Here is a 25298-nt window from a genome sequence, read left to right on the forward strand (position 1 = left end):
TCGAGGATCCGCCCGGGTGGCACGCGGGTCAATAGGGATGGGTGTGTCCTGTGCCCGGCGATCGGTGTCGGTGCGGGCCGCTAGGGTGTACGGCGTGGCAGGTGTCTTCGATCGGTTGGTCGGCCAGGATGCGGTCGAGTCCGAGCTGACGGCTGCCGCGATCGCGGCCCGTGCCGACGTGGTCGAAGGCGCGATGACGCATTCGTGGCTGTTCACCGGCCCGCCCGGGTCCGGGAGATCCGTTGCGGCACTGTGCTTTGCGGCCGCGCTGCAGTGCACCGACCCCGGTTCGCCCGGCTGCGGCCGCTGTCACGCCTGCACGACGACCATGGCGGGCACGCACGGCGACGTGCGCCGCGTCATCCCCGAGGGGCTGAGCATCAGCACCAAGGAGATGCGCGAGATCGTGCAGGTCGCGTCGCGCCGGCCGAGCACCGGGCGCTGGCAGGTCGTCGTCATCGAAGACGCCGACCGCCTGACCGAGGCCGCGGGCAACGTCCTGCTGAAGGTGGTCGAAGAGCCGCCGGACCGCACCGTGTTCCTGCTGTGCGCGCCGACCGTCGATCCCGAGGACATCTCGATCACCCTGCGTTCGCGCTGCCGGCACGTGCACCTCGTGACCCCGTCGGTGCCCGCCATCGCGCAGGTCCTGCGCGAACGCGACAACCTCGACGAGAAGACCGCCAACTGGGCGGCCTCGATCAGCGGCGGCCACGTCGGCCGGGCCCGCCGCCTCGCCACCGACGGGGAGGCACGTGCCCGCCGGCAGCGCGCACTGGCGCTGGTCGCCGCCGCCTCGAAACCCGGCGCCGCCTACGCCGCCGCCGACGAACTGGTCAAAGCCGCCGACGACGAAGCCAAGCAGATGAGCGCCACCCGCGACGATCGGGAACGCGAAGAACTCGCGACTGCCCTCGGCGCGGGCGGCACCGGCAAAGGCGCGGCCGGCGCCACCCGGGGTTCCGCGGGCGTGCTGAAAGATCTGGAACGTCGCCAGAAGTCCCGCGCCACCCGCACCGGCCGCGACGCCCTCGACCGTGCCCTCATCGACGTGGCCGGCGTCTACCGCGACGCGCTGGCGGTCCGCTTCGGCGCCGCCCGCAACGGTTCCGGCGTGGCCCTCACCCACCCCGACCTGTCCGACCAGATCCACGACCTGGCCCGCCGCATCCGCCCCGAGGGCCTCCTGCAATCCATCGACGCCGTCCTGGCCTGCCGCGAAGCCCTCGACCTCAACGTCAAACCCCGCTTCGCCCTGGCCGCCCTCGCCGCTGCCCTCATGGCCGCCCAAACCCCCTGACCACCCGTTTTCGCGATCCACCCCCGAAGACGATAGACTCGCCACGCCGAAAGGCACGCCGCCTTAGCTCAGTCGGTAGAGCGCTTCACTCGTAATGAAAAGGTCGGGGGTTCGATTCCCCCAGGCGGCTCCATAGACATCCTGGTTGACTGCATTGCAGGTCGCCTACGATTGCGGCATGTCTCTTCCGAGCATCGAGCGGCCGGATCTGCCCGAGTACATGACTTGGGATGAACTGCAGCGACTTCCTGAGGACATCGTTGATCAGATCGAGCTGTGGGATGGTCGCGTGGTGTGGGTCCGTCGCGGGCCCGGCGAGCACCAAACCTTCACCCGCCGTTTGACCAACTCGATCGAGCGCTGCTCTCGAAAGGCGATGGCGGACCGGCCGGATCGTTGCTGGGTGGTCAACTTCGAGACCGATGTCTTCTTGGGGACGAGCGGGAAATCCGACTTCCTGACACCGGATTTTCTGGTGCACCGCTGTCTGGAATCGGCGTACCAGGATGTCCGCGGTGCCGATGCGCTGCTCGTCGGCGAAGTGCTGTCGCCCTCCAATACGCAGACGGACATGGAGGCGAAGAAGGGACGTTACGCGAGCGCGCGGATCCCTTGGTACTGGGAGGTGACTTTGGCGCGCGAGGCCAGCGCCATCGCCACGGTCCGCGCCTACGGGCTCGAAACAGAACACGGACCCCTGCCGGACGGTGTGCGCCCCCTCCGCTCGGCCGACTACATCCTGGTCGGCGAATGGACACACGATGATCCCGACGGCGTCCGGATCGGCGCACCCTTCCCCATCGACATCCCATGGTCCGATCTGGAGTACTAACTCGACGGACGGCGAGCAGGGCCGGATAGCGGTCTAGTGCTCGAACTCCTCGCCTGCGTGGGTTCTGTTGTCCCGCACCAGTTCTGTGTTCCCGCACCCGCTCTACCGCGCCGGGCGGGGTGCGGGAAGATGGAACGGGTGCGGGAGCTGGTCAGGAGGGGGTGGGGTGGAGGGTGAAGGTGGGGTCTATTTGGGTGAGGAGATCGGGGCCGGCCCAGGCGTTGGCGTTGCGGATGTGGAAGTCGACGGCTTGCTGCTGGTAGGCGGTCCAGTCGCGGGTGCGGGCGTCGAGGGCGGAGTGCAGGGTGGCGAGGGTGGCGCGGTTCTCGGGTTCGAGGTCGGTGATGGGGCGGACGTCGCCGCGTTCGGCGGCGCGCACGTGCGCGGAGCGGCCGGTCCAGCAGAGCAGGTTGTCGCCGACGTGTTCGCGGAGGAAGGCGAGGTCGTCGGCGTCGCAGATCTTGTTGCCGACGACGGCGATGTGGATGCCGAAGTCTTTGGCGTAGTTGAGGTATTGGCGGTAGACGCCGACGCTGCGCAGGGTGGGTTCGCACACCAGCGCGGTCAGGTCGAAACGGGTGAACAGGCCGGAGGCGAACGAGTCGGCGCCCGCGGTCATGTCGACCACGACGTACTCGCCTGCACCGTCGACCATATGGTTGAGCAGCAGCTCGGCCGCGCCGACCTTGGAGTGGTAGCAGGCGACGCCGAGGTCTTCGTCGCTGAACGGTCCGGTGACCATCAGTCGTGCCCCGCCGACATCGCGCATGCACGCGGCGTAGATCGGGTTCTCCTCGACGACGCGCAGCAGCCGCGAACCGGATCCCGGCGGCGTGGTCTTGATCATCGCGTCGGCGGTGGCGATCCGGGGGTTGTCGCCGCGCAGATAGTCCTTGATCAGGGGCAGGTGTGCGCCGAGGGTCGGCAGGGTCAGGGATTCTTCTTCCCCGGCACCCAGCGCGGCCGCCAGATGCTGGTTGATATCCGCATCGATCGCCACGGTGGGCAACCCGCGCTCGACCAGATGCCGGATGAACAGCGAGGACAGGGTCGTCTTCCCGCTGCCACCCTTGCCGACGAAGGCGATCTTCACCGCCACACTCCTCTCGTATCGGTAACGATATTCATATTCGTACTAGCGGCGACAATGTACTCGACGGGCGGCGGCGTGCGCATACCCCCCAATCCCTGAGGCGCTGAAACCACTTCTTCCGCAACAGGTTCGAGCACGACACGCGGGGTGCGAACCGCCGCGTCCGGCGGCGCCGGAGCCGCGGACCGAAGACGTCCGGAAAAACTTTTGCGGATGTGTCGATCGAGACCGCGCCCCGTTCGACCTAGGGATGAGAGGGTCCAGAAGGGGCCCGGGATGACGACCGAGGAGACGGAATCATGAAATACATGCTGGTGATGCGGGCGACGGACGAGGCCTACGCGAAGATGGGCGACGTCGACTTCGACAAGATGCTGGAGATCATGGGCCGGTTCAACGAGGAGATGCTGCGGGCCGGGGTGCTGCTGGCGGCCGAAGGACTCGAGGATCCGGCCGAGGGCGTGGTGGTCGACTATTCGTCGGAGACGCCGATCATCACCGACGGCCCGTACGGCGAGACCAAGGAGTTGTTCGACGGGTTCTACATTCTCAATGTCGCGTCCAAAGAGGAGGCGATCGAGTGGGCCAAGCGGATGCCGATGGCCGGACCGGGCTTCAAGACCGAGATCCGGCGCGTCTCCTCGATCGACGAATTCCCGCAGGACAACGAGTGGATTCAGAAGGAACGGGCGTGGCGCGAAGCCACCGGCCAGCTCTGAGCGGGACGGCGGGCGATGGCCGACCGTAGTGGACGGGCGGCCGTCGCCGCGGTCTGGCGGATCGAATCCGCGCGCATCGTCGGCGCGTTGGCGCGCTACACCGGGGACTTCGCGCTCGCCGAAGATCTGGCGCAGGAGGCGCTGGCCGAAGCGCTGGTGACCTGGCCGCGCGACGGGGTGCCGGGCCATCCCGCGGGCTGGTTGCTGACCGTCGGCAAGCGGCGTGCCATCGACGGCTTCCGCAGGCGTTCCGCGCTCGATGAGCGGTATGCGGCCCTCGCCCGCAACCTGGGCGAGGGTGGTGCCGTCTCGGGCGGCGAGGTCGGCGAGACCGCCGACGACGTGCTGTGGGATCCGGACCAGATCGACGACGACGTCCTCGCGCTGATGTTCATCTCCTGCCATCCGACCTTGTCCCGGGATGCGCGAATCGCGTTGACGCTGCGCGTGATCGGCGGTTTGACCAGTGACGAGATCGCGAACGCGTGTCTGGTGCCGACGGCGACGGTGCAGGCGCGGATCACCCGCGCGAAGAAGACCTTGGCCGCGGCCAAGGTGCGCTTCGAGGTGCCGGCGGGGCCGGAGCGGGCCGCGCGCCTCGGTTCGGTGCTGAACGTGGTGTATCTGATTTTCACCGAGGGCTCGTCGGCGAGTTCCGGCAGCGAGCTGATCCGCTTCGATCTCGCGGGCGAAGCGCAGCGCTTGGCGCGGATACTTACCCGCCTGATGCCGAACGAGCCTGAGGCGCAAGGACTTCTGGCGCTACTCGAACTCACCGCCGCCCGGTTCCCGGCCCGCACCGCACCCGACGGCAAGCCGATCCTGTTGGAGCAGCAGGATCGTCGGCGCTGGGATCGGGCCGCGATCGAGCGGGGCCGTGCGGCCCTGGAGCGCGCGGCACGAGCCGGACGCGGGCTCGGCGCCTACGGATTGCAGGCGGCGATCGCCGAATGTCATGCTGTCGCACCGTCGGTGGCCGAGACCGCGTGGGAGCGCATCGTGCTGCTGTACGAGGCATTGGGAAGGTTGGCCGCCTCACCAGTGGTCGAGCTCAACCGGGCGGTGGCGGTGTCCATGGCGCAGGGGCCGGCCGCTGCCCTGCTCATCGTCGATGAATTGCGTTCGGCAGCAGCGCTTTCGGATTCGCATCTGCTGCCCAGTGTGCGCGGCGAACTACTGATCCGCCTGGGGCGTACGGCAGAGGCGCGCGCCGAATTGGCCCGCGCGCTCGACATGTGCGGCAACGACCGCGAACGCGAGGTGCTCGCGGACAAGCTCGCCGCGCTGGGCGGCTGAAGATGGTGTGCGCCCGGCAACGCTATGACGCCGCGTTGAGCACCGCCAGGTAGGAGCCCGGATTGGGGACGCGATGGCGACCGCCGAGGGTGATGTGGGTGCGGATGCGGCCCGAGGGCGTGGTGTGCGGCGCTTCGACGGTCAGCGACGTGGTTTTCGGAAGCGCGAGGAACTGCGTGGCGAATGGTGCGAAATCCGTTATCTCCCAGAGTGTTCGGGACGACCACGCACCGTGTTCGTGATCCTGCGCGCAATGGACCCGCCAGCCCGAGGACCGTGCGTCGTCGGTCTCGTCGCGGGCCAGCACCAGCGCGGGCAGCCGATCGTGCACGCAGGACGCGACGGCTGCCGACTGGTGTTCGGTGGGAAAGTCCAGGTCCTCGGTCAAACCGAGGCTCGCCGCGACTTCCTTCTGGTACCAGGTCTCACGCAGGGTCAGTTCGACATGTTCCGCCCAGGCGTCGGTGCTCACTCGTTCGTGCAGTCCGAGTAGGCCGTCCGCTCGCGCGACGATCCGCAGTGTCCGCCACCCGACCTGGATCCGCTCGCCCGGTGTGAAGCGGGTGCCTGTACTGATGGAGCGCTGTAAGTCGTCCAGGACCCAATCCACCAGCACATCGTCGACGTCCGGTAGCGCGGGTTCGCTGAGTCGCGCCACGATTTCGGGGTGCCGATATTCGGCACCGATCGTGGTGCGGTACAGGCCCGGAGCGGATTGTCCGATCGCGAACCGCGCCCAGAGATCGAAGTTCAACGGCTCGGGCGCCGGCCCGAAGTGCATGCCGCCGTCCGGCGTCACCATCGTGTCCTGATACGCCACCTCGGCCATCAGGCCGCCCGTCTGCTCGACCCGGTCGCGTTCGATGAGCAGCCCGGTTTCCGGTGGTAGCGCGAGGAATTGGGTGACGAACGGAAACGCCACCGAGAGCTGGTGCAGGTCGAGGTAGGTCCAGTCCGCGTGTTCGTGCTCGACGCCGCAGCGCAAGCCCCATTCGCCCGGTTGTGTGGTATCCGGCCCGAGCCGGTGCAGGATGAGTAGCCCAGCGGAGTAGGCGCACGACTGCACGGCGACGGCCTGCTCCTCGCCGATGGACGAGAGTTCAACGGGCAGGCCGAGTTTCGCGGCTGCCGCGGTCTGCCACCACAGATCGCCCATGGCCTGATCGACATGCTCTTCCCAGAAATCCGCGACGACGCGCTCCTCGAGGCCGAGCGTCCCGTCCTGGCGGTCGATGATGCGGAGCACCCGCCACCCGAGCGGGAAAAGCATTCCCGCGCAGAGACTGCTGCCCTGCGTCACCGCCTGCTCGAGCATGTCCAGCAGCCCGCCGATGATCGAGGGCGACGGTGGCTTCTCGGCGAACACCACGGTGAACTCGGGATGCCCGACGGCGGCACACCCGGTGGTACGGAAGATCTGCACCTTCGTCGTTCTAGCACTCGGCAGGTGATGCCCCTAGTTCTGGGGCGATTCACTCGGCGGCTGGTAGTTCCTCGATCCACGAGATCGCTCTTGACCGTCACCAGCCAGACGTTCGGATCGAGCATCGGCTCGATGGAGGTCACGATCTGCCGGTAGGAGTCGTACATCTCCAAGGCCTGCTGAGAGATGCCGCGTAGCACCTCTTTTCCGTTGACCTCGCGGACGGCCACCACGGGGTCGAACGATCACGACCGATTCAGGATCGGCCGGATCAGTGCACCTCAGCCGAACGGCGGCCGGGCCGAACCGACGGTGTACTCCATGACGTCCGCGTCGAAGGGGATGCCGGTCTGCGGCGGATCGGAGATCGCGCGCCAGGCCTCGAGGTTCTCCCGGTTGTCCCAGCGCTCCAAGATGTTCACGCGGGACGGATCGACCGAATCGGCGGTGATGGCGATGTCCAGGCAGCCGCGGGCGGCGCGGCACCGGCGGATCATGTCGTGGAATGCGGCGACATAGGCGTCGCGCTGGTCGGCTTCGACTTTGGCGTGACCGGCGATGATCAACACTCGCTGAACCTCTTCTCCCAGGGGTGCTTACGCGTTCAGCAGTAAGGACGCCGTGCGAACGAGGGACTCATCGCTGCGCCGGGAATCGGGGCTCCTGAGCCGGGCGCCGTTGACCGGCTCAGGAGAACAGCCGGGGTCAGCCCGCGGCGGCGGCCGGCAGGTGGGCCTGCTGGGCGACGGCGGCGAGGACCTCGTTGAACTTGTCGGCGGCTTCGATATTGCCGAGATGCCCGGTGGGCCAGCTGTGATACGCGGCGAGGTGGCCGGTTCGGGCCAGGTCGTCGGCGATACGCCGGGACATCCGTTCCGGCAGCAGGCGATCGTAGGTGCCCGCGATGACGGTGGTGGGCACGGTGAGCTGCGCGGCGGCGTCGCTGACGTCGATATCGGCCAGGGCCGCGGCGTGCCTGCCGCGGGTGAGCGGGCGACAGGAGCGCACGATGCCCAGCGAGAAGTTCACCTCGTCGGCGGTGGCGTGCTTGCACATCACGCGCGCCTTCAGGACGGCACTGGCCAGCAGGCCGCCGGGCAGCGGCACCGGCGAGGTGAGCACCGCCTCGGACAGAATGGTCGGCATCCGCACCGGAGCGCCGAGCAGGGTGATCGGCTTGTTCTGCACGATGAGCTGCTTGTTCAGCAGCGGCAGCAGATCGGTGTCGTAGCGGATGTTGCCGGAGGTGGTGTTGAGCAGGATGGCCGCGGCGGCGCGGCGCGGCACCTGTTCGGGGTAGTGCGCGGCCCAGGCCTGAATCGTGATGCCGCCCATGCTGTGTCCGGCGAGCACGGCGCGCTGACCGGGCCGCAGGACCGCGTCGAGGACCGCGCTCAGATCGTCGGCGAGGGTTTCCCGGCTCGGCATCCGCTTGCCGAGCTGGCTCTCGCCGTGTCCGCGCTGGTCGTAGCAGACCACCCGATAACGGTCCGCGAACGCGTTGATCTGCGGGTTCCAGTACTCGATGCTGCAGCTCCAGCCGTGGATCAGCACGATGACGTCGCCGTCGGCGGGGCCGTAGGCGTGCACCCGCAGCCGCGCGCCGTCGACGGTGGTCACCGGGATGACCTCGTGCGGGGCGGTGGGGGTGTTCAGGGACGCGGTGCGAAAGGTGCGGGATCGCAATCCGGCACGGTAGGCGGCGGTCAGCGCGCCGTTTCGGGCGTCCGCCAGCGTCTTCATCGACTTCACCAGCATCGAGCACTCCTTTGTGTCTGCCGCCACAGTACAGTGCAAGCTCAGTGCTTGCTAGTGCAAGCGCACCGCGGCGGAAATTCTGGCTCATCGGGAGTAATACCCGTAAACCAGTGCAGTGACACTGTCTCTCTTCACAAATAAAGTCGCGTAAAAGAGGGTGGTCAGTGGGTTCATCGCCGCACCGGTACCGCGCCGTTAGCCCCTGAAAGTGGCGATCCCGTAACGACTTACGCGAGGCGCGGATCGACCGGCGGATACATCGCGGCGATGCCCTCCGGCAGCACGAGGCACACCTGATCGTCGGGCTGGAAGGCGCTCGGCAGACCCCCGTCGTCGGCGGGGACGAAAACCACGAGCGAGGACCCGTCGCCGGGATCGATCTCGACCGCGACCATCGGAGGACAGTTGTCGTCGAGATCGTGGTGCCGGGCTGCGGACCATTGCCCCACATGCCCGAATTCGAGCCTGCGAGCGGCGCTCATCGCGCGGTTGTCGAGCCGGGCAGAACCAGCGGCATCCACAGCCGGAATTCTACTCTACCTGCGGAAACGGTGGCGGTATTCGATCTTGAAGCGGCCGGATCGTGATCATCGGAACGACCCGGCCCGAGAATCGTTCTGCTCCTGGCGCGTTGCCGTGGTGGCGGCGCCCGGCGCACCCCGGTTACGGTTGGTGCTGTGGAAAGCACGCACGTCGCACCGGAACCGGCGGCGCATGAGGGAGCCACGCACCCGTCCCGGTCCGGTTGGCGCGGCGTCGGAGTTCCGCTGCTGGTCGCGGGCGTCGGTGTCGGGCTCGGCGTGCTGTTGCACGTGCGGGATCCGCACGTCGAGGGTTCCTATGGCGTCTGCCCCGTCTTCGCGCTGACCGGGTACTGGTGTCCCGGTTGCGGCGGCATGCGGGCGATCCACAACCTCACCGACGGCAACCTGCTCGACTCGTTGCACAGCAATCTGCTCGCGATTCCCCTGGTCCTGGCCTTCGTGCTGTGGGTGGGCGACTGGACCCGGCAGGCCTGGCGCGGGGAGAAGATGCGGCTGCCGTCGATCAATCGCGCGTCGATGTGGACCTTCTTCGCGCTGCTCACGGCCTACACCGTGCTGCGCAATACGCCGTGGGGCGCCTGGTTCACCCCGGTCTAGCCGGCTCGGCGCGCCGTGCGCGGTTCGATTCCTCGGTACCGGGCAAGCTGGCACCATGAGTGATTCGCTGAAAGACCGTGTCCGCGCGAAGCTGCAGCGCCAACTGGCCGAGGACGGCGCGCCCGACACCGAACACGACGACCCGCGCCAGGTCTCGGTCGAATCCGATCTCGACGCGTTGAACCGCGTTTCCGACGACGATCCGCTCATCGAGGAGCTCGCGTCGCGCTACCTGGTGTTCTAGGACGGCGGCAGCTGCGGCAACGGTTTGGCCCCCAGCCAGCTGTCCCACAGCGGACGCAGCGGCACCCGGCTGTAATGCCCGGCCAGGTCGGTGAATTCTTCGGTGGTGACCGAACCGTGCCGATAGCGAATGGTCCACTCGCGCAACAGATCGAAGAAGGCGGTATCGCCCAGTTCCAAGCGCAAAGCGTGCAGGGTCAGGGCGCCGCGCTTGTACACCCGGTCGTCGAACATCCGCTGCGGGCCGGGGTCGCCGACGATGATGTCCTGCGGTTGCCTGACCAGGTTGTGCCGGACGCCGCGGGCGAGCTGATCGGCGGTGGGGCCGCCCGCCGCTTCGGACCAGATCCACTCGGCATAGCAGGCGAAGCCCTCGTGTAGCCAGATATCGCGCCACTGCCGGATGGTCAGGCTGTTGCCGAACCACTGATGCGCCAGCTCGTGCGCGACCAGTCGTTCCGCGCCGCGCCTGCCGTCGCAGTGATTGGCGCCGAAGATCGAGATGCCCTGGGCCTCGATCGGAATCTCCAGCTCGTCGTCGGTGACGACCACGGTGTAGCCCTCGAACGGGTACGGCCCGAACCGCTCGGTGAACAGCTCCATCATCTGCGGCTGCCGGGCGAAGTCGTGTTCGAAGTTGGTGCGCAGCCGCGGCGGCACCACGGCCTGCATAGGCACCGCGCCCTGCGCCGCACCGATGCGGTGCTTCTGATACGCCCCGATCTGAATGGTGGCCAGATAGCTGGACATCGGCTCCACCTGCTCGTACACCCAGGTGGTCTGGCTGGCCTTGGTCTGCTTGCGCAGCAGCGTGCCGTTGGCCAGCGCGTAATACGGGGTGTCGGTGGTGATCGAAATCCGGTAGCTGGCTTTGGAACTCGGGTGGTCGTCGCACGGGAACCAGGACGCGGCGCCGTTGGGCTGGCTGGCGACCAGCGCGCCCTCGGTGAGTTCCTCCCAGCCGACCTCGCCCCACGGCCCGCGCACCGGTCGTGGCGTGCCGCCGTACTGCACGACCAGCGACAGCGCACCGCCCGAGGGGATCCGCTGCTGGGGCGTGATCGTCAGCTTGCCGCGCTGGTGCACGTACTTCGCGGCCTTGGCCCCGTTGACGAACACCTTCGACACGGTGAGCGCCTGGGAGAGGTCGAGCGCGAACCGTGGCTGTACGGCGGTGGTCACCGCCGTGATCGCCGCGCGGCCGGTCAACCGATTGCTCGCGACCTTGTAGGTCAGCTCCAGCTCATACCGCGATACCCGATAGCCTCGATTTCCGTTCTGCGGCAAGTAATCATCGATGGGCTCCTCGTAGAACTTGCCCGGCATCAGGAGGCAGCTCCGGGGTCGCCGCGGAACCAAGGCGCGATCGGATTACCCCACCAGCGGGTGGACGGCGGCACGGTATCGCCACGCATGACCAGCGAGGCGGGGCCGATGGTCGCGCCCTCGCCGATGGTGGACGCGGGCAGCGCGACGCAGTGCGGGCCGAGGGTAGCGCCGGCCCCGAGGGTGACGGTGTCCATGGACATGATGCGGTCGTGGAAAAGATGGGTCTGCACGACGCAGCCGCGTTCCACGGTCGCGCCGTCACCGAGTGTCACCAGGTCCGCCTCCGGTAGCCAATAGGACTCGCACCATACCCCGCGGCCGATCTCGGCCCCGAGGCCGCGCAGCCACAGATTCAGCACCGGAGTACCCGTCGCGGCGCGCGCGAACCATGGCGCCGCAACGGTTTCCACGAAGGTGTCGGACACCTCGTTGCGCCAGACGAACGAGCTCCACAGCGGATGCTCCTCGGTCCCGATCCGGCCGATCAGCGCCCACTTCGCGGCCACCGAACTCGCGCCGGCCACCGCGCCCGCGGCCAGCAGCACCACGCCGCTGAGCAGCGCGGTGGGCAGGTGGCCGAGGGTGTGCGCCAGCCAGGCGAGGGTGAACAGCACGCCGAGCCCGATCGCGAAGGTCACCAGCACCGGGATGAGCCGGCAGGTCTCGATGATGCCGCGGGCCACCCGCAACCGCGGCGGCGGATCGAAAGTGCGTGCGGTGTCGCTGCTTTCCGGTGCGCGGCGCAACCGGACGGGCGGGCTGCCCAGCCAGGACGAGCCCGCCTTGGATTTGGACGGCGCGGCCGAAAGCACCGCGACCAGGCCGTTTTTCGGTACCCGCCGGCCGGGCGCGGTCATCCCGGAATTGCCGAGGAAGGCGCGTTTGCCGACCTTGGCCTCGCCGATCCGCAGCCAGCCGCCGCCGAGTTCGTAACTGGCGATCATGGTGTCGTCGGCCAGGAACGCGCCGTCGGCGACGACGGTGAACTTAGGCAGCAGCAGCACCGTCGAGGCTTCCACGTTCTTGCCGATCTTCGCGCCGAGCAGGCGCAGCCAGATCGGCGTGAGCAGGCTCGCGTACAGCGGGAACAGGAAGGTCCGGGCCGCGTCGAGCAGGCGTTCGGTGGACCACACCTGCCAGCCGGTCCGGCTGCGCACGGGGTGATAGCCCTCGCGCAGGCGGAAACTGAGCAGTCGCACCAGAATGATGGTGATCGCCGCGTACACGGCCAGGCTGAGCAGCGTCGCCACCGGCAGGATCGCGAAGGCGCGGCCCAAACCACCGGCGAGCGTGCGGGTGTCGCGGATGAACCAGGCGATGAACAGCCCGCCCGCGCCGAGCCCGAGGATCGGCACCGCGGCCAAGGCCATCGAGGTGATGCCGAAGATCGCCACCCAGTGCGCCGCCCGGTCGGGCGTGTGCGCGGGCCAGCGGTGCTGGGCCTTACCGAGTTTCACGGCGGGCGAGCCCGCCCATTCCTGCTCCGCCTTGACCTTGCCGGATACCGCGGAGCCCGGCGCGACCTCGGCGTTCTTGCCGATCCTGGTGCCGGGCAACAGGATCGATCGGGAACCGACCACCGCACCGGGGCCGACGACGACCGGCCCGATGTGCACCACGTCGCCGTCGATCCAGTAGCCGGACAGGTCGACCTCGGGTTCCACGCTGCACCCGTCGCCCAGTTCGAGCATGCCGGTGACCGGTGGAATGGTGTGCAGGTCGACGCCCTTGCCGATCTTCGCGCCGAGCGCCCTGGCGAACGGCACCATCCACGGTGCGCCGGAAAGGTTTTCGGCTCCGCTGGCTTCTGCCAGCCGGACCGCGGCCCACAGCCGCAGATGTACCGGCCCGCCGCGTGGGTACTGACCCGGCCGCACCCCGCGCAGCAGCACCCGCGCGCCCGCCACACAGATCGCCATCCGGCCGATCGGGGAGATGAAGAGCAGGAACGCGACCAGCGTCCACCACCAGGACAGCTGCGGCAGCCAGGGTAGCGAGCCGGACCAGGCGGCGATATTGCCGACGATCGCCAGCCAGGTGAGCCACTGCAGGCCGGTGAGCGTGGTGAGTGGGACGGTGGCGAGCACCTGGATCGCCTGGGCGCGCAGCGGCGTCGGGCGCACCACGCGCTCCTCGACGGCGACGGCGGGGGTGCTCTGCTCCAGCAGTTCGACCAGTGCACCGAGGCGCGGGTGGTCGTAGAGATCGGCGACGGTGATCTGGGGATAACGTTCGCGCAGCGCGGTCACCAGTTGCGCGGCCGCCAGCGAACCGCCGCCGAGGTCGAAGAAGTCGGCGTCGAGATCGACCACTTCGCCGCCGAGGATCGAATCCCACAGTCCGGCCACCCACTGCGCGGTGCCGGTGAGATCGTTGTGCTCGTCGTCGTCGGCGCTGTTGGGCAGCGGCCAGGGCAGCGCGTTGCGGTCGACCTTGCCGGACGTGCGGGTCGGCAGTTCGGCGACCACCGCGAGCCGGGGCACCAGCGGGGCCGGAAGTTGTTCGGTGAGTTGGGCTCTGGCGGCTTTGAGGTCGAAGTCGGGGCCGGGCCCGGTGAGGTAGCCGACCAGGATCTTGTTGCCCGCCTTGGTGCTTCGGATCGCGGCGGCGGCGCCGGTGACGCCGGGCAGGTGTTGCAGCGCGTTGTCGATCTCGCCGAGTTCGATGCGGCGGCCGCCGAGTTTGATCTGGTCGTCGGCGCGGCCGAGGAACACCAGGCCCGCGCTGTCGTTACGGACCAGGTCGCCGCTGCGGTAGGCGCGGTCCCAGCCCACCGAGGGCAGCGGGGCGTACTTCTCGGCGTCCTTGGCCGGATCGAGGTAGCGCGCCAGCCCGACCCCGCCGATCACCAGCTCGCCGGATTCGCCCTCGCCCACCGGGTTTCCGTTCGCGTCGATCACCACGAGGTCCCAGCCGTCCAGCGGCAGACCGATCCGGATCGGCCATTCGCCGTCGAGCAGGGCGGCACACGCGACCACGGTCGCCTCGGTGGGGCCGTAGGTGTTCCACACCTCGCGCTCCGAATGACCGTTGCCCGCAAGGCGTTCCGCGAGTTCGGGTGGTACCGCCTCGCCGCCGAAGATCAGCAGCCGGACCGCGTCCAGCGCCTCGGCGGGCCAGGTCGCGGCCAGGGTCGGCACGGTGGACACCACGCTGATCTCCCGGCGTACCAGCCACGGACCGAGGTCGGCGCCGGTGCGCACCAGGTCGCGCGGGGCGGGCACCAGGCAGGCGCCGTTACGCCAGGCCAGCCACATCTCCTCGCAGGAGGCGTCGAACGCGACGGACAGCCCGGCGAGCACGCGATCGCCCGGGCCGATCGGCGCGTCCGGCAGGAACAGATTCGCCTCGGCGTCGACGAAGGCGGCGGCGTTACGGTGGGTGACCGCAACACCTTTCGGCGTCCCGGTGGAGCCGGAGGTGAAGATGATCCACGCGTCGTCGGCGGGCGTGGGCAGCGTGCTCTCGTTCGGGGCGAGCGAATTGCCCTCGGCGGCACGGATTCCGGCGGCGGTGGTCTCGATGCCCGCGGCCGTGACGATCGCGGTGACCTGCGCCTCGCCGAAGACCAGCTGGGCCCGCTCGTCCGGGTCGTCGGCGTCGACCGGCACGTAGGCCGCGCCCGCGTACAGCACCGCGAGGATGGTGAGATACAGCTGCCGCGAACCCGACGGCATCCGCACCCCGACCCGGTCGCCCGGCCGCACGCCCGCGGTGGCGAGGCGCGTCATGGTCTGCTCGATCTCGACGACGAGTTCGAGGTAGCTGAGCACCACGTCGCCGTCGTCGATGGCGGGCGCGTCCGGGTGCGCGAGGGCCGTCGCGGTCAGAATGTCGACGAGAGTCCGGGCCTGCGGTGTGTGCGTGCCGCGGAGCAGGGGGTCCACCGTCGCATCAACCTGTGGCTGGAGCATGACGCCCTGCCCACCTCCCATTCGACCTGCCTCGCACTTCCCTGGTCTTGTTGTGTCATAGCTGGGTTACCAGTGGGCAAACACCACGGTGACCAGTTGTCCACGGTACTCGGGGTTGTCGACGTTTGTTGTTCACCGGCGTGGTTGCCGGGTTCCGCGGGCCGGGCGGAGTCGTTGCAGGTCGAGGCGGTTTCCGGCGGACACGCCGAAGCAACCGCTGGTGGGCGGGTTGCCCGGCGGGTTCGCTGGCCGATCGCTACGGCCGGGTGGTCACAGCGATGTGATTCCGCTCATCGGCTTGGTGATCTTGCAGCTCAGAGCGTTTCGGACGGTCGGGATCAGGCCGCGGAGGCCGCCGTGCCGATCCCGAGGGTCGCCAAGATAGCCGCGCTGGCCTGTTCGAGCCGCTCCCGGATCTTCGGCCGGCGCAGCAGCGCGACCGCGCGGGAGGCGGCCAGGGCCAGTAGCACCATCTCTACCGCGGCGATCGAGGATTCGACGGCGCCGAGCGCCAAGGTGTTGGCGAAGGTGACCTCGGTGAGGAACTGGGGGAGCACGGCGAGATAGAACAGGCCCACTTTCGGGTTGAACAGGCACGAGACGAGGCCCGCGGTGAACGCCGAGCGAACCGACGCGCGGGCGCCCGCCGCGGCCTGTGCCGCGTCGTCGGTGCGCAGACCGGCCCGGCGCGCCCGCCGCTGTTCCAGCAGTGCGCGAATCCCCAAGTACACCAAATAGATTCCGCCGACCACCTTGAGTGCGCGATACGCCGTCGCGGACTGTTCCAGCAGTGCCGCGACGCCCGCCGCGACCACCACCGCCCATACGATGCCGCCCACCGCCGAGCCGATCGCGGCGGCGATCCCCGGTCGCGCGTCCACGATCGAGAAGCGCAGCACCAGGAACGAATCCGGGCCCGGGGTGATCGAGAGCAGGATGCACACGCCGATGAAGCTCAGCAGCAGGGAAAGCGACATTTCCTGAATCTGGTCCTCGGCCGGCGTCCGCGCAAGGAGTTTTCGGCGGTGCGGGCGCGTGTCCGGGCGCGGGTTGACAGGGCGGGGCGGTGTCTGTCAATCTCGGGACAGGTCATGAGTACCAGCGTTCAGCCCCGGCTTGCTGGTCGGCAACCCTCCTCCGCGGTGGGGTGCTCCGGGTGACGACCGGGCCGTCGCCCGACCGGGTGCGGCAAGCGCGGACTCGATGAATCTTCCAGATCGTGGGTCCCAGAGCCGACGGGATTTTCGTGATGACTGCTGTTGTGGACCAGACCTGTTCCGCCCTCGCCCGGGTTTCCGGTGACGACCTGCAGGTGCCGCTCGTTCAGGGCGGAACCACCACCTACGCCAACTTCGACTACGCGGCGAGCGCGCCCGCGCTGGCCCAGGTCACCGACCGCGTGCAGGAGCTGCTGCCGTTCTACGCGAGCGTGCACCGCGGCGCGGGCTACGCCTCGCGCATCTCCACCGAGTGCTACGAGGCCGCGCGCGGCTCGGTCACCCGCTACCTCGACGCCGCCGACGACCAGGTCGTGGTGTTCACCCGCAACACCACCGACTCGCTGAATCTGCTCGCGTCCTGCGTACCCGGCGACACCGTGGTGCTCGATATCGAGCATCACGCCAACCTCCTGCCCTGGACCCGGCACGGACGGCGGGTGGTGCAGGCCGCGGCGACCGTCGAGGAGACCATCGGCCGGTTGGTCGCGGAGCTGTGCAGCAAGCCCGCCGCGCTGCTCGCGGTGACCGGCGCGTCCAATGTGACCGGGGAGGTGCTGCCGCTCGAGCGCCTCGCCACCGTGGCGCACCAGTGCGGCGCCCGCATCCTCGTCGACGCCGCCCAGCTGGCCCCGCATCGCCGAATCAGCCTGCGCGACACCGGTATCGACTACATCGCCTTTTCCGGGCACAAGTTGTACGCGCCGTTCGGGGCCGGCGTGCTCGTCGGCCGCCGGGACTGGCTCGACCGGGCCGAGCCGTACCTGGCCGGTGGTGGTGCGGTCCGCGAGGTGAGCACCACCGGTGTCGAGTGGGCCGCCGCGCCGCAGCGGCACGAGGGCGGTTCGCCCAACGTGCTCGGCGCCGCCGCGCTCGCCGCCGCCTGTGACGCGCTCTGTGAGATCGACGCCGAAACCCTTGCCGCGCACGAGCACCGCCTCGCCGATCGCCTGCGCGAAGGTCTTGCCGCGATCCCGGGCGTGCGCCTGCTGCGGATCTGGCACGACAGCCCCGACACCGTCGGCATCGTCGCCTTCACCCTGGACGGATTCGTCCCCGGCCACGTCGCCGCCTACCTGTCCGCCGAACACGGCATCGGCGTGCGCGACGGCCGCTTCTGCGCGCACCCCCTGCTCGCCCGCCTCGACCTCGACGGCGCGCTCCGCGCCAGCATCGGCCTCGGCACCACCCCCGCCCACGTCGACCGCCTGATCGATGCCGTCGCCACCCTCGTCCGCACCGGCCCCGCCTGGAACTACGCCACCACGAACGGCCTCTGGAACCCCACCCCCGAAACCCGCCCCTTCACCTCCCAAGCCCCCACCGGCGCCGCCCCCTGCCTCATCGACTGACCCGTCTGCCAAAACTCGCGAAACCCGACAATTAATAGCGAATTGATATATAGCATCAACGCTATGGGATGGGGTATCGTTGAGCTCGAACCTGAGGTGCGTGATTGGCTGGAAGATCTCCCGCCGGACATGTTCGCCCACACCGCGTTCTATGTCGAGCTATTGGCTGACAATGGGCCGCTGCTAGGCGAACCGTATACCCGCCAGCTGGACGGTAAGCTGCGCGAATTGCGGTTCTACCTCGATGGTTCCGCGGTCGGGCTGACCTACTGGATCGCTCCGGGGCGCCGGATCGTGATGCTCACTGTTTTCGTAAAGTCACGAATGCGTGAGCGTGCACAGGTCGGGCGCGCCCGGCGGGCGCTCGACCGCTGCATCGCTGAGCGGCATACCGCCGAGGAGGATGAGAGCTATGGCTGAGCGCAGCGACTGGTCGGAGATCAAGAATCGGCGGATGCAGGAGCCTGGGGCTGTTGAGGCCTTCGAAGCGGCGCGCCTCGCATACGAACTCGGACGGTCCGTTCGGCAAATGCGTGAAGGCAAAGGATGGAGCCAGACAACTCTGGCTGAAGCCGCCGATATGACGCAATCCGCCGTGGCTCGGTTCGAGGCCGGGGGCACCATCCCGAGCCTGATCGTCCTCGAGCGACTTGCTCACGCGCTCGATGCCGACCTGGTCGTGCAGGTTCGGCCCCGAGTCGCCTGACAGCCCCGCTCAATCGCCGAGTTGGGTGGGGCGGTGGTAGCGGCCGTTGTAGTAGAGGAGAGGGGCGGCGGCGGGGGATTCGTTGGTGTTGTCGTGGACTCGGGTGACCAGGCCCACTACGAGGGTGTGGTCGCCGAGGGGGATCAGTTGGTGGATGGTGGCGCGCAACCAGATGGGGGTGCCGTGCAGGACGGGTTCGCCGGTGTCCAGGGTGGTCCAGAGGGAACGGTCGGTGAACCGCTCGTCGGCGGTGCGGGCGAAGCGCTGGGCGATGTGGCGCTGGTGTTCGCCGAGAAAATGGATGACCACCGAGCCGGCGTCCAACAGGGCGGTGAGGCTGGACGAGGTGTGCGCGATATTGAACGAGACGAGCGGCGGCGCCAGCGACAACGAGGCGAACGACGTCGCGGTGAAACCGATCGGCCCGTTCGGTGAATTCAAGGTGACCACGGTGACGCCCGCCGGATAGTGCCGCATGGACGCGCGGAACTGCTCGGCGGTGATTCCGCTCAAATCGTCGGGGATCTGGAAATCCACGGGTCGTTCAGCCTCGGTCACCTAAGCCAACCTACGCCGGGTTCGTCCGCTTCGCGTTCCCCCGCCCGGGGGTTTCCGCGCGAACCGTCGACCGTGCGCACCGCATGACATACCGATCGGACCGATGAAAACCGGTGCGCGCGGTGCCTATACGACGTCGATGGGCAGCCCGGCGGTGATGCGCACCAGCTCGTGAAAAGAGGTGCGGAACACAGTGTTCGGATGACCGCCCGCGGCCCACACTTCGCGATGCCGGGCCAGCTCCGAATCCACCCAGGTGGGCAGGTTGGTGGGATGGCCCACCGGGGCGACCCCGCCGATCGGTTGCCCGGTCACCTGCCGGACCAGCTCGGTGGGTGCCGGGGTGAGCGTGCCTTCCAGCCGGTTGCCGGTGGCGGCCAGGTCCACCTCGTGCGCGCCGGAAACCAGCAGCAGCACGGGATCCTCGTCCAGCAGGAACACCGTCGCGGTCGTGATGGCTCCCACGTCGACTCCGAGTGCGCGCGCCGCGTCCGCGACCGTGGGCGTCGGTGCCGGCTGGGTCACGATGACACCGTGATGGCCTCGGGCGATGAGGGTGTCCGCGACTCGGCAGGCGATCGGTGGCAATGTCGACCTGCGCATGAAAACCAGAGTAGAGCGAATCGCAGGGAATGCGTCAGTATTCCGGATAGCCCTCGCTCGGCCCGAGCAGCTGTGCGATGCGCGCGTGCGTGCACCGCGCCAGCTCGGACACGCTGTGCTCCGAGACCTGTTCGTGCGCAACCGCTTCGAATGCCCGATCCAGATCGCCCGGCGAGAGCGCGAGCAAGCCGATATCTGCGGTGGCCAGCAACGCGTCCCGATCCGGGAAGGGTCTGGCGTCGGCGAGTTCGGTCGCCCAGGTGACATTGCCGCAACAGCCGAAAAGCGCGTGTATCGCGCGGGCACGGGGAAATTCGTTGAACCGGTCGAGACCGATTCCCTGATGCATCAGCATGGTGGCCTCCGAGCCGAAAAGTGAGGTTCGATGACGTGGTTCCATGATCCGCGCACCACCCGTTCGGAACTACTGCACCGCAACAATTTTGCGCAGCTTTAACAGGATTTACGTGCCACGCGGCACCGTGCGGCGGGCGTCGTGGTCAAAGCGTCAGGGCGTATGGCCCGGGCGAGGTGTGTTCGTCTTCCGTCCTCTGGAATACGCTGTACAAATGACTGACTGGCAGGCATTCACCGTCGAGATCAAAGACCACGTCGCGCAGGTGACGCTGACGGGTCCCGGCAAGGGCAACGCGATGGGCCCGGATTTCTGGCGGGAGTTGCCGGAGATCTTCCAGGGGCTGGACGCGGATCCGGAGGTACGCGCGATCGTGCTGACGGGTGCGGGCCCGCACTTCTCCTACGGCCTCGATCTGCCCGCGATGAGCGGCATGTTCGGCCCGCTGCTCGGCGATCGCGCGCTGGCCGCGCCGCGCACCGAATTCCTGGTCGAGCTGCGCAAGATGCAGGGTGCGGTGACGGCGGTGGCGGATTGCCGCAAGCCGGTGATCGCCGCGATCTCCGGCTGGTGCATCGGTGGCGGTCTGGACCTGATCGCCGCGGTCGACATCCGCTACGCGAGCGCCGAGGCGAAGTTCAGCCTGCGCGAGGCGAAGGTCGCGATCGTCGCCGATATCGGCTCGCTGCACCGGCTGCCCGGCATCATCGCCGAGGGACAGCTGCGGGAGCTGGCGTACACGGGTAAAGACATCGACGCCGCCCGTGCGGAGAAGATCGGCCTGGTCAACGACGTGTTCGCCGATCAGGCCGCGGCGCTGGACGCGGCACACGCCACCGCACGCGAGATCGCCGCGAACCCGCCGCTGGTGGTGCAGGGTGTGAAGGATGTGCTGGATCAGCGCACCAAGAACGAGGTCGCCACCGGACTGCGCTACGTGTCCGCGTGGAACTCCGCGTTCCTGCCCTCGGAGGATCTCACCGAGGCGATCAAGGCCGTGTTCGAGAAGCGGGCTCCTGAGTTCAAGGGCGAGTAAAGCGCCGTTTATCGCTTGCCCCAGTTCCGGTTCCGTCTGCATACTTGCATCGCGCAACTAGTTGATTGATGCAAGCAAAGGTGAGGGTGTGGACGACCAGACGATCGACACGATCGCGATGCAACTCACCCGCTTGCAGCGGATCCGGGACCGCACCGCGGCCCAGATCGGCACGTGGACCAAGGACGGGCTGGACCCCGCCGCGTTCGGCGCTCTGATCCGGCTGTGTTTCGACGGGCCGATGCGCTCCGGCGAACTCGCGGCCGCACTGCACTCGGACGCGTCGACGGTCAGTCGTCAGGTGGCCCAGCTGGTCGGCAGGCAGCTCGTCGAGCGGCAGGCCGACCCGGCGGACGGCCGCGCGACCGTGCTCGTGGTCACCGAACGCGGTCGCGCCGTCGCGGAGCAGATCCGCCGACGCCGCAACGACAACCTGAGCAAGGTGATGGCGAAGTGGGCACCGCAGACCCGGGCCGAGTTCGCCGAGTTGCTCCGGCAGTTCGTCGACGATTTCGAGCGAACGCGACCGGAGATGATCGCCGCCATGCGCCGCAACTGGGACGAGGCCCTTACCGAGACGGAGAACGACAAATGACCGCAGCAGCGCCGACCGCGGCAGCGCCCCCGGCTTTCACCCATCGTCAGATCCTGGTGATCCTGAGCGGATTGATGCTCGGGATGCTGCTGGCGGCGCTCGATCAGACGATCGTCTCCACCGCCATCCGCACCATCGCCGACGACCTCAACGGCTACTCGATGCAGGCGTGGGCCACCACGGCCTACCTGATCACCGCGACGCTGGCCACTCCGCTGTACGGCAAGTTGTCCGATATGTTCGGCCGTAAGCAGTTCTTCATGCTGGCCATCGCGATCTTCATCGTCGGTTCGCTGCTGTGCACGATGGCCCAGTCGATGTATCAGCTCGCCGCGTTCCGCGCGGTGCAGGGTATCGGCGCGGGCGGCTTGATGTCGTTGGCGCTGACCATCCTCGGCGATATCGTCGGCCCGCGCGAACGCGCCAAATATCAGGGCTACTTCCTGGCGGTGTTCGGCACGTCCAGCGTGATCGGCCCGGTGCTCGGCGGCGTGCTCGCCGGACAGCAGACGATTCTCGGCGTCAGCGGATGGCGCTGGGTGTTCCTGGTGAACGTGCCGATCGGCCTGATCGCGCTGGCCGTGGTGTCGCGGGTGCTGAAGCTGCCCAAGCGGCCGAAGTCGACCGACCGGGTGGACTGGTGGGGTGTGCTGGTGCTCGCGATCGGCCTGGCCCCGCTGCTCGTGGTCGCCGAGCAGGGCCGCGAATGGGGTTGGGGCAGTGGTCGTTCCATCGCCTGCTACGTGATCGGCGGCCTCGGCATCATCGGCTTCGTGCTGGTGGAAAAGAACCTGCGGGATGCGGCGCTGATCCCGCTGCGGATCTTCAAGAACGGCACTTTCGCACTGGGCGTGGTGATCTCGTTCGTGGTCGGTGCGGGCATGTTCGGCGGTATCTCGCTGCTGCCGCAGTACCTGCAGGTGGTGCGTGGGGCGAGCCCGACGCTGGCCGGCCTGCAGATGCTGCCGATGGTGCTCGGCCTGATGATCGGTTCTGTCGTGTCCGGCCAGCTGATTTCGCGGACCGGCCGCTACCGCGCCTTCACGATCATCGGCGCGACCATGCTGACGCTCGGCCTGTTCCTGCTGCACTATCTGACCGCGGACAGCCCGCTGTGGCTCGCGATGATCTTCATGGCGTGCACCGGTTTCGGCCTCGGCAACCTGATGCAGCCGCTCACCCTGGCCTTGCAGAACGCGTTGCCGCCCAAGGACATGGGTGTGTCGACCGCCGCGGCCACGTTCTTCCGGCAGATCGGCGGCACGCTCGGTGTCGCGGTGTTCCTGTCCATCCTGTTCGCGCAGCTGACCCCGAACATCTCGGACGAAATGCGCAGTGCCGCCGCCGATCCGCAGTTCCAGCACGCGGTGGTCGAGGGCGCGCGCAGCAGCAACCCGGCCGATGCCGCGCTGGCGAAAGGCTTGCTCGCGCAGGACACTTCGGCCGCGGGACAGGTGCTGAAGGACAGCTCGATCATCCAGCAGCTGAGCCCCGACCTGGCCCGGCCGTTCAAGGTCGGCTTCGCCGATTCGATGTCGACGGTGTTCCTGTCGGCGACCGGTGTCGCGCTGATCGCGCTGATCCTGGTGTTGTTCTGGCGGGAGGTGCCGCTGCGGTTGACGGGCGGTATCGAAGCGGCCCACGCCGCGGCGGCGGCGGAGAACGGCGAGAGCGTCCCGGCCGGCGAGGCCCGGGTGGTCGATCAGGCGGGACTGGTGCTCGGCGGCGGCGAGGTCATCGACCCGCCGCAGCGCGGCGGCGCGCGGGACGACGCGGCCGGGCGGCCGGCGGACGGCCCCGGTTCTGCGTGACCGAATCCGGCACCACGGCAACCGCGCCGGACCGCTCGCCGGCCGGCGCGGTTGCCGTCGTTGCGGGCGGCGCGACCGTCCGCCGCGCACGGACTGATGTTCTGACAGCATGACGAGGGTGAGAGAGGTCCTGCGTTCCGCGCTGGCGCGGCTACGGCTGTTGCCGGGTGCGATCGGGTACCTGGCGGTCGGCAGCGTGACCTCGCTGGCCGCGATGTTCGCGGTGATCGGCCTGCTCCTGGTGCTCGCGTGCTGCCTGATCGGGGTCGGCATCCCGGCGGTGCCGGAGGCGGTCCGGGTGGTCCGGCCGCTGGTCTCGTTCGAACGGCGCAGGGCGGCACAGCGACTCGGCACACCGATCGAGGAGAGCTATCAACCCCTCGTGGGCGGGCTCCGCTCGCGGGTGCGCACGGCGGTCACCGATCCGGCGAACCGCCGCGACCTGGCCTGGCTGATCGCGCACGGTCTGACCGGGATCTATCTGGGCATTTTCGCCGTCGCCCTGCCGGTGTCGGTGCTCGTTCAACTGGCGACCCCGGCGCTGTGGCAGTACCTGCCGCCGGGGGAGTTCATGACCTTCGGCTACGCGGTGGACTCGTGGCCCTCGGCATGGCTCAGCGCCGCGCTCACGTTGCCGCTCATCAGCTTGACGCTGCTGGTCCCGGTGGTGGCGCGGTGGCAGGCGCTGCTGGCCCGTGCCCTGCTCGGCCCCGCCGAAGGGGTCGTGCTCGCCGATCGGGTCGCCGCGTTGACCGCGACCAGGGCGGCCGCGCTGGACGCGCACGGCGCGGAACTGCGCCGAATCGAACGCGACCTGCACGACGGCGCGCAGGCCCGGATCGCGGCGGTGATCATGCAGCTCGGGCTGGCCGATCAACTGCGCGAACAGAATCCGGCGGCGGCGCACGAGCTGGTGCGCAAAGCACAGGACACCGCGACGGCGGCGCTCGCCGAACTGCGCGATGTGGTGCGCAACGTCTACCCGCCCGTGCTCTCCGACCGCGGCCTGGTGAGCGCCGTGTCGGCGCTCGCGGCGCGCAGCCCGATCCCGTGCGTGCTCGAGTTGGCCGAGGTGGGCAGGCAGCCCGCCGCGGTGGAAGCGGCCGCCTACTTCGTGATCACCGAGGCGCTCACCAACGCGACCAAGCACTCCGGGGCCGAGGGCATCACCGTGGCGCTCGGCGGCCGGCCGGAGCTGTTGACCATCGAGGTCCGCGACGACGGCGTCGGCGGCGCGGTCGAGACCTACGGCGGCGGGCTGGCCGGCATCCGCCGCCGCGCCGAGGCGCTCGACGGACGGATGGTGCTGACGAGCCCGCCGGGTGGCCCTACTGTGTTGCGGGTGGAGTTGCCGTGCGGGTCATGATCGCCGAGGACGACGCCCTGCTGCGGGAGGGACTCGTGCTCTTGCTCAGCACCGCGGGCATCGAGGTGGTCGCCGCGGTCGGCAATGCCGACGACTTCCTCGCCGCCGTGGCCGCGGACCGGCCGGACGCGGTGGTGGTCGACATCCGGATGCCGCCGACCTTTACCGACGACGGGCTGCGTGCCGCGGTGCGCGCTCGCGAACTGCATCCCGGTCTGCCGGTGCTGGTCCTTTCCTCGTGGGTGGAGGACAGCTACGCCGCCGAACTGCTCGGCGACGGCCTGGGCGGGGTGGGCTATCTGCTCAAGGAACGGGTCGGGAAGGTGGACCGGTTCCTCGACTCGCTGCGGCGGGTGGCGGCGGGTGGCACCGCGATGGATCCCGAGGTGATCTCGCAACTGCTGGTGCGGCGCAAAGCCGACGACCCGCTGGCCGCGCTGACCGCGCGGGAGCGGGAGGTGCTCGCCTTGATGGCCGAGGGACACAACAACGGCACCATCGCCGAGCGGCTGGTGGTCAGCGAAGGCGCTGTGCACAAACACATTCGGAGCATTTTCGCGAAGCTGGGGCTGTCCACCGAGGAGGTCGGGCACCGCCGGGTGCTCGCGGTTCTGGCCTACCTGAACGCGTGAAGGCCTGAACCCGTGCGG

The 25298-nt window shown here is 68.7% G+C and carries 25 protein-coding genes, 1 tRNA gene and 1 riboswitch; of the genes, 15 read left to right on the forward strand and 11 right to left on the reverse strand.

The genetic code is table 11. The features are described 5' to 3' along the window. Window positions 1-94 precede the first annotated feature (94 nt). The 3 genes from NVU01S_RS13005 (at window position 95) to NVU01S_RS13015 (ending at window position 2132) form a co-directional block, all read left to right on the forward strand. The gene (locus NVU01S_RS13005) at window positions 95-1300 is read left to right on the forward strand and encodes a DNA polymerase III subunit delta' (RefSeq protein ID WP_043678176.1); all 1206 of its coding nucleotides are present in this window, start codon (window positions 95-97) and stop codon (window positions 1298-1300) included. A 57-nt stretch (window positions 1301-1357) separates the two neighbouring features. Continuing rightward, window positions 1358-1433 (forward strand) — tRNA-Thr (locus NVU01S_RS13010). A gap of 45 nt (window positions 1434-1478) precedes the next feature. Continuing rightward, the gene (locus NVU01S_RS13015; protein ID WP_043678174.1) at window positions 1479-2132 is read left to right on the forward strand and encodes a Uma2 family endonuclease; all 654 of its coding nucleotides are present in this window, start codon (window positions 1479-1481) and stop codon (window positions 2130-2132) included. 151 nt (window positions 2133-2283) lie between these two features. On the opposite strand, the gene NVU01S_RS13020 is transcribed toward NVU01S_RS13015, so the two are convergent. Further along, on the reverse strand, window positions 2284-3225 hold the full coding sequence (locus NVU01S_RS13020; protein WP_043678226.1) for an ATP-binding protein: 942 nt from the start codon (window positions 3223-3225) through the stop codon (window positions 2284-2286). 299 nt (window positions 3226-3524) lie between these two features. Here NVU01S_RS13020 and NVU01S_RS13025 point away from each other — a divergent pair, with 299 nt between their 5' ends. Together NVU01S_RS13025 and NVU01S_RS13030 are read left to right on the forward strand one after the other, a co-directional pair. Further along, on the forward strand, window positions 3525-3944 hold the full coding sequence (locus NVU01S_RS13025) for a YciI family protein (protein WP_043678172.1): 420 nt from the start codon (window positions 3525-3527) through the stop codon (window positions 3942-3944). Between the two features lie 15 nt (window positions 3945-3959). Beyond that, complete coding sequence (locus tag NVU01S_RS13030; RefSeq protein WP_043678171.1) at window positions 3960-5240, forward strand: RNA polymerase sigma factor; 1281 nt, start codon at window positions 3960-3962, stop codon at window positions 5238-5240. Window positions 5241-5262: 22 nt separating this feature from the next. Here NVU01S_RS13030 and NVU01S_RS13035 read toward each other — a convergent pair whose 3' ends face one another. The 4 genes from NVU01S_RS13035 to NVU01S_RS13050 all read right to left on the reverse strand — a co-directional run bounded on the left by NVU01S_RS13035 (window position 5263) and on the right by NVU01S_RS13050 (window position 8942). Beyond that, window positions 5263-6663, reverse strand: a complete 1401-nt coding sequence (locus NVU01S_RS13035) for a hypothetical protein (RefSeq protein ID WP_043678170.1) — start codon at window positions 6661-6663, stop codon at window positions 5263-5265. A 281-nt stretch (window positions 6664-6944) separates the two neighbouring features. Further along, on the reverse strand, window positions 6945-7232 hold the full coding sequence (locus NVU01S_RS13040; protein WP_043678168.1) for a putative quinol monooxygenase: 288 nt from the start codon (window positions 7230-7232) through the stop codon (window positions 6945-6947). Window positions 7233-7368: 136 nt separating this feature from the next. After that, window positions 7369-8421: an alpha/beta fold hydrolase gene (locus tag NVU01S_RS13045; protein WP_043678167.1), complete on the reverse strand. Its 1053-nt coding sequence runs from the start codon at window positions 8419-8421 to the stop codon at window positions 7369-7371. Between the two features lie 227 nt (window positions 8422-8648). Continuing rightward, window positions 8649-8942, reverse strand: coding sequence for a hypothetical protein (locus NVU01S_RS13050; protein WP_156161836.1), 294 nt, complete (start codon window positions 8940-8942; stop codon window positions 8649-8651). Between the two features lie 156 nt (window positions 8943-9098). Here NVU01S_RS13050 and NVU01S_RS13055 point away from each other — a divergent pair, with 156 nt between their 5' ends. Together NVU01S_RS13055 and NVU01S_RS13060 are read left to right on the forward strand one after the other, a co-directional pair. After that, entirely contained in the window at window positions 9099-9563 is a 465-nt protein-coding gene (locus tag NVU01S_RS13055; RefSeq protein WP_043678164.1) for a DUF2752 domain-containing protein, read from the forward strand. A gap of 55 nt (window positions 9564-9618) precedes the next feature. Further along, on the forward strand, window positions 9619-9807 hold the full coding sequence (locus tag NVU01S_RS13060; RefSeq protein WP_043678162.1) for a hypothetical protein: 189 nt from the start codon (window positions 9619-9621) through the stop codon (window positions 9805-9807). On the opposite strand, the gene NVU01S_RS13065 is transcribed toward NVU01S_RS13060, so the two are convergent. The 3 genes from NVU01S_RS13065 to NVU01S_RS13075 form a co-directional block, all read right to left on the reverse strand. Continuing rightward, window positions 9804-11132, reverse strand: coding sequence for a M1 family metallopeptidase (locus NVU01S_RS13065; protein WP_043678160.1), 1329 nt, complete (start codon window positions 11130-11132; stop codon window positions 9804-9806). The two genes, NVU01S_RS13060 and NVU01S_RS13065, sit on opposite strands and share 4 nt — an antisense overlap. Then, entirely contained in the window at window positions 11132-15049 is a 3918-nt protein-coding gene (locus NVU01S_RS13070; RefSeq protein ID WP_043678158.1) for a Pls/PosA family non-ribosomal peptide synthetase, read from the reverse strand. The genes NVU01S_RS13065 and NVU01S_RS13070 overlap by 1 nt, the downstream gene beginning before the upstream one ends. Window positions 15050-15387: 338 nt before the next feature. After that, window positions 15388-16026, reverse strand: a complete 639-nt coding sequence (locus tag NVU01S_RS13075) for a LysE family translocator (protein WP_043678156.1) — start codon at window positions 16024-16026, stop codon at window positions 15388-15390. A gap of 110 nt (window positions 16027-16136) precedes the next feature. Beyond that, a riboswitch (SAM riboswitch) is annotated at window positions 16137-16250 on the forward strand. Between the two features lie 48 nt (window positions 16251-16298). Between NVU01S_RS13075 and NVU01S_RS13080 the strand changes: the two genes are divergently transcribed. The 3 genes from NVU01S_RS13080 to NVU01S_RS13090 all read left to right on the forward strand — a co-directional run bounded on the left by NVU01S_RS13080 (window position 16299) and on the right by NVU01S_RS13090 (window position 18324). After that, entirely contained in the window at window positions 16299-17618 is a 1320-nt protein-coding gene (locus tag NVU01S_RS13080; protein ID WP_063048107.1) for an aminotransferase class V-fold PLP-dependent enzyme, read from the forward strand. Between the two features lie 63 nt (window positions 17619-17681). Beyond that, the gene (locus tag NVU01S_RS13085; protein ID WP_063048108.1) at window positions 17682-18038 is read left to right on the forward strand and encodes a type II toxin-antitoxin system RelE/ParE family toxin; all 357 of its coding nucleotides are present in this window, start codon (window positions 17682-17684) and stop codon (window positions 18036-18038) included. Continuing rightward, complete coding sequence (locus NVU01S_RS13090; RefSeq protein ID WP_063048109.1) at window positions 18031-18324, forward strand: helix-turn-helix domain-containing protein; 294 nt, start codon at window positions 18031-18033, stop codon at window positions 18322-18324. The genes NVU01S_RS13085 and NVU01S_RS13090 overlap by 8 nt, the downstream gene beginning before the upstream one ends. Window positions 18325-18333: 9 nt before the next feature. Here the strand turns inward: NVU01S_RS13090 and NVU01S_RS13095 are convergent, their stop codons facing one another. From NVU01S_RS13095 to NVU01S_RS13105, 3 genes are all read right to left on the reverse strand, one after another. Then, a complete protein-coding gene (locus NVU01S_RS13095; RefSeq protein WP_043682281.1) occupies window positions 18334-18882 on the reverse strand; it encodes a flavin reductase family protein in 549 nt (182 codons plus the stop codon). Between the two features lie 126 nt (window positions 18883-19008). Further along, the gene (locus tag NVU01S_RS13100) at window positions 19009-19485 is read right to left on the reverse strand and encodes a YbaK/EbsC family protein (RefSeq protein ID WP_043682284.1); all 477 of its coding nucleotides are present in this window, start codon (window positions 19483-19485) and stop codon (window positions 19009-19011) included. Between the two features lie 34 nt (window positions 19486-19519). Next, window positions 19520-19840 carry a 2-oxo-4-hydroxy-4-carboxy-5-ureidoimidazoline decarboxylase gene (locus NVU01S_RS13105; protein WP_043682286.1) on the reverse strand — a complete coding sequence of 107 codons (321 nt, stop codon included), beginning with the start codon at window positions 19838-19840 and terminating at the stop codon, window positions 19520-19522. Between the two features lie 214 nt (window positions 19841-20054). Between NVU01S_RS13105 and NVU01S_RS13110 the strand changes: the two genes are divergently transcribed. The 5 genes from NVU01S_RS13110 (at window position 20055) to NVU01S_RS13130 (ending at window position 25280) form a co-directional block, all read left to right on the forward strand. After that, window positions 20055-20876: a crotonase/enoyl-CoA hydratase family protein gene (locus tag NVU01S_RS13110; RefSeq protein ID WP_043682288.1), complete on the forward strand. Its 822-nt coding sequence runs from the start codon at window positions 20055-20057 to the stop codon at window positions 20874-20876. A gap of 88 nt (window positions 20877-20964) precedes the next feature. Then, window positions 20965-21471, forward strand: a complete 507-nt coding sequence (locus NVU01S_RS13115; protein ID WP_043682290.1) for a MarR family winged helix-turn-helix transcriptional regulator — start codon at window positions 20965-20967, stop codon at window positions 21469-21471. After that, complete coding sequence (locus tag NVU01S_RS13120; RefSeq protein WP_043682292.1) at window positions 21468-23282, forward strand: MDR family MFS transporter; 1815 nt, start codon at window positions 21468-21470, stop codon at window positions 23280-23282. Before NVU01S_RS13115 ends, NVU01S_RS13120 begins: the two co-directional genes overlap by 4 nt. 109 nt (window positions 23283-23391) lie before the next feature. Further along, window positions 23392-24648: a sensor histidine kinase gene (locus NVU01S_RS13125; RefSeq protein ID WP_052281408.1), complete on the forward strand. Its 1257-nt coding sequence runs from the start codon at window positions 23392-23394 to the stop codon at window positions 24646-24648. Then, window positions 24636-25280, forward strand: coding sequence for a response regulator transcription factor (locus NVU01S_RS13130; protein ID WP_029896826.1), 645 nt, complete (start codon window positions 24636-24638; stop codon window positions 25278-25280). The genes NVU01S_RS13125 and NVU01S_RS13130 overlap by 13 nt, the downstream gene beginning before the upstream one ends. Window positions 25281-25298 lie beyond the last annotated feature (18 nt).

It is taken from the genome of Nocardia vulneris, assembly GCF_001613425.1.
Taxonomy (GTDB): Bacteria; Actinomycetota; Actinomycetes; order Mycobacteriales; family Mycobacteriaceae; genus Nocardia; species Nocardia vulneris.

Coding starts and splice junctions, on each gene's coding strand:
- NVU01S_RS13015 (WP_043678174.1), top strand. CDS start 1,479: ATGTCTCTTCCGAGCATCGAGCGGCCGGATCTGCCCGAGTACATGACT.
- NVU01S_RS13025 (WP_043678172.1), top strand. CDS start 3,525: ATGAAATACATGCTGGTGATGCGGGCGACGGACGAGGCCTACGCGAAG.
- NVU01S_RS13030 (WP_043678171.1), top strand. CDS start 3,960: ATGGCCGACCGTAGTGGACGGGCGGCCGTCGCCGCGGTCTGGCGGATC.
- NVU01S_RS13045 (WP_043678167.1), bottom strand. CDS start 8,421: ATGCTGGTGAAGTCGATGAAGACGCTGGCGGACGCCCGAAACGGCGCG.
- NVU01S_RS13060 (WP_043678162.1), top strand. CDS start 9,619: ATGAGTGATTCGCTGAAAGACCGTGTCCGCGCGAAGCTGCAGCGCCAA.
- NVU01S_RS13065 (WP_043678160.1), bottom strand. CDS start 11,132: ATGCCGGGCAAGTTCTACGAGGAGCCCATCGATGATTACTTGCCGCAG.
- NVU01S_RS13070 (WP_043678158.1), bottom strand. CDS start 15,049: ATGCTCCAGCCACAGGTTGATGCGACGGTGGACCCCCTGCTCCGCGGC.
- NVU01S_RS13075 (WP_043678156.1), bottom strand. CDS start 16,026: ATGTCGCTTTCCCTGCTGCTGAGCTTCATCGGCGTGTGCATCCTGCTC.
- NVU01S_RS13080 (WP_063048107.1), top strand. CDS start 16,299: ATGACTGCTGTTGTGGACCAGACCTGTTCCGCCCTCGCCCGGGTTTCC.
- NVU01S_RS13085 (WP_063048108.1), top strand. CDS start 17,682: ATGGGATGGGGTATCGTTGAGCTCGAACCTGAGGTGCGTGATTGGCTG.
- NVU01S_RS13090 (WP_063048109.1), top strand. CDS start 18,031: ATGGCTGAGCGCAGCGACTGGTCGGAGATCAAGAATCGGCGGATGCAG.
- NVU01S_RS13100 (WP_043682284.1), bottom strand. CDS start 19,485: ATGCGCAGGTCGACATTGCCACCGATCGCCTGCCGAGTCGCGGACACC.
- NVU01S_RS13105 (WP_043682286.1), bottom strand. CDS start 19,840: ATGCTGATGCATCAGGGAATCGGTCTCGACCGGTTCAACGAATTTCCC.
- NVU01S_RS13110 (WP_043682288.1), top strand. CDS start 20,055: ATGACTGACTGGCAGGCATTCACCGTCGAGATCAAAGACCACGTCGCG.
- NVU01S_RS13120 (WP_043682292.1), top strand. CDS start 21,468: ATGACCGCAGCAGCGCCGACCGCGGCAGCGCCCCCGGCTTTCACCCAT.
- NVU01S_RS13125 (WP_052281408.1), top strand. CDS start 23,392: ATGACGAGGGTGAGAGAGGTCCTGCGTTCCGCGCTGGCGCGGCTACGG.